The sequence below is a fragment of the Novosphingobium sp. 11B genome, from assembly GCF_054589055.1.
The window spans coordinates 1-2,299 of sequence record NZ_BAAILP010000150.1 but is presented as its reverse complement, the minus strand read 5'-3'; the positions used below and the strand labels follow the sequence as shown (position 1 = coordinate 2,299).

Annotated in this window: 2 protein-coding genes; both read left to right on the top strand. The window is 73.2% G+C overall.

Annotated elements, in window-relative coordinates:
• Positions 1 to 1,036, top strand: a 1,036-nt coding sequence (locus tag ACYPYD_RS14125; protein ID WP_459663752.1) for a lyase family protein, incomplete at its 5' end; no start/stop codon positions are given.
• A 14-nt stretch (positions 1,037 to 1,050) separates the two neighbouring features.
• A complete protein-coding gene (gene pcaDC / locus ACYPYD_RS14120; RefSeq protein WP_459663750.1) occupies positions 1,051 to 2,217 on the top strand; it encodes a bifunctional 3-oxoadipate enol-lactonase/4-carboxymuconolactone decarboxylase PcaDC in 1,167 nt (388 codons plus the stop codon).
• Positions 2,218 to 2,299 lie beyond the last annotated feature (82 nt).

Here is a 2,299-nt window from a genome sequence, read left to right as displayed (position 1 = left end):
GGCGCTGGCGGCCGAAGACGTGATCTCCGCCGAGGCCGCGCAGGCCATCGCATTGGCCTGCGCGGCGCTGGAGATCGACCCGGCGGCGCTGGCCGAGGAGGCGGCGCTGGCCGGCACCCTCGCGATCCCGCTGGTGGCGCGCCTGCGCGCGGCGCTCCCCCCTGAGGTGGCCCCGCTGGCGCACAAGGGCGCGACCAGCCAGGACGTGGCCGATACCGTGATGATGCGGCAGGTCGTCGCCGCGCATGCGCTGCTGCAGGCCGACGCCACGCGCATCGATGCCGCACTGGCGGCGCTGGCGCAGGCCGAGGCGAAGCGCCCGGCGATCGGCCGCACTTTGCTGCAGGACGCTTTGCCGATCGGCTTCGGCCTGCGCATCGCCCACTGGCGCGCCGGGATCGTCGAGGCCGCCACGCGCCTTTCCGCCGAGATCGCCGCGCATGCCTGCGTGCAGTTGGGCGGAGCCGCCGGAACCCGTGCCGGTATGGACGGCAAGGGCGAAGCGGTCGCGCGCCGCATGGCCGCCCAGCTCGGCCTGACGCCGTCGTCGCCGTGGCACGGGCGGCGCGGCGGGGTGGCCGCCATCGCCGCTTCGCTCGGCATCCTGATCGGCGCGGCGGGCAAGATGGCGCGCGACGTCGCCCTGCTCGCCCAGAACGGCGTGGGCGAAGCGCGCGAGCCCGCCATTCCCGGGCGCGGCGGCTCATCCGCCATGGCCCACAAGCGCAATCCCACCGGCTGCCAGGTCGCCCTTGCCGCCGCCACCCGTGCGCCCGGCCTCGTCGCCGGCGTGCTGGGCGGCTTGCCGCAGGAGGAAGAGCGCGGCCTCGGCGGATGGCAGGCCGAAGCGCCCGCCCTCGCCGAACTGTTCTGCCTCGCCTCAGGCAGCCTCGATACGCTGGCCGTGGTCGCCGAGGGGCTGGAAATCGACGCAGGCGCCATCGCCCGCAACCTCGACGCGGCCGGACCCGGCCGCGACATCGGCGAGAGCGCGGGCATCACCGCCGCGCTGCTGAAGATCGAACGGAAAGGATAGACATGCCCTTCGCAATGCATGACGGGCTCCGGCTCTACTGGAAGCTGGACGGCCGCGCCGACGCCCCCGCGCTGGTGCTGCTCAATTCCATCGGCACCGACATGGGCCTGTGGGACACCGCGCTGCCCGCGCTGCTCCCGCATTTTCGCGTGCTACGCATCGACACCCGGGGCCACGGCGCCTCGGACGCGCCCGATGGCGACTATACGCTGGCCGGGCTGGCGGCCGACGTCGCCGCGGTGATGGACGCGGCGGGCATCGCGCGCGCGGCCATCGCCGGTGTCTCGCTGGGCGGGATGATCGCCATGCAGATGGCGCTCGACGCCCCGGACCGCGTGGAGGCGCTGGCGCTCGTGTGCACCTCGGCGCACATGGACGCGGCCTCGTGGAACACCCGGGTGGAGACCGTGCGCGCGCAGGGCACGCAGGCCATCGCCGAACTCGCGATGGGGCGCTTCCTCTCGCCCGGCTTCGTGCGCAGCCATCCCGCGGTTGCGCAGGGCCTGCGCGCGAACCTTGTCGCCATGGCGGACGCGGGCTATGCGGGCTGCGGCGCGGCGATCCGCGACATGGAACTGGCGGAGCGCCTGCCCGCCATCGCCGTGCCGACACTGATCGTCGCGGGCGACCGGGACACCTCCACCCCCTTCACCGGCCACGGCGAGCATCTGGCGCGCGCGATCCCCGGTGCCGAGGTGGTGCACCTGGATTCCTCGCACCTCCCGCCGATCGAGAGCCCGGCCGCGCTGGGCGGCGCGCTCATCCGCTTCCTGACCGACCGCGCCGAGGCCGATGCCGCAGCCCAGACCCTGTTCGAGGCGGGCCTGCTCAACCGCCGCCGCGTGCTCGGCGACGCATGGGTAGACCGCTCGCTGGCCGCGCGCACTCCGTTCAACGCCGAGTTCCAGGCGATGATCACCCGCATCGCCTGGCAGGAGATCTGGAGCCGCCCCGGCCTCGACGACCGCACCCGCCGTCTGATCGTGCTGGCCATCACCGCCAGCCTCGGCCGCTGGGAAGAGTTCGCGCTCCACGTCCGCTCCGGACTGCAGCAGGACGGCTTCACCCGCGAGGAGCTGAAGGAAGTGCTGATGCAGACCGCGATCTATGCTGGCGTGCCCGCCGCCAACACCGCTTTCGCCGAAGCGGGCCGGATCATCGCGGAGATCGACGACGCCTAGGGTGTGACCCCAGATCGTCATTGCGAGCGCAGCGAAGCAATCCAGGGCCGCATAAACCGTCCTGGATTGCTTCGCTGCGCTC

Bases quoted from the DNA above. Each gene is read 5' to 3' on its own strand.
- pcaDC (WP_459663750.1), top strand. From the start codon at position 1,051: ATGCATGACGGGCTCCGGCTCTACTGGAAGCTGGACGGCCGCGCCGAC.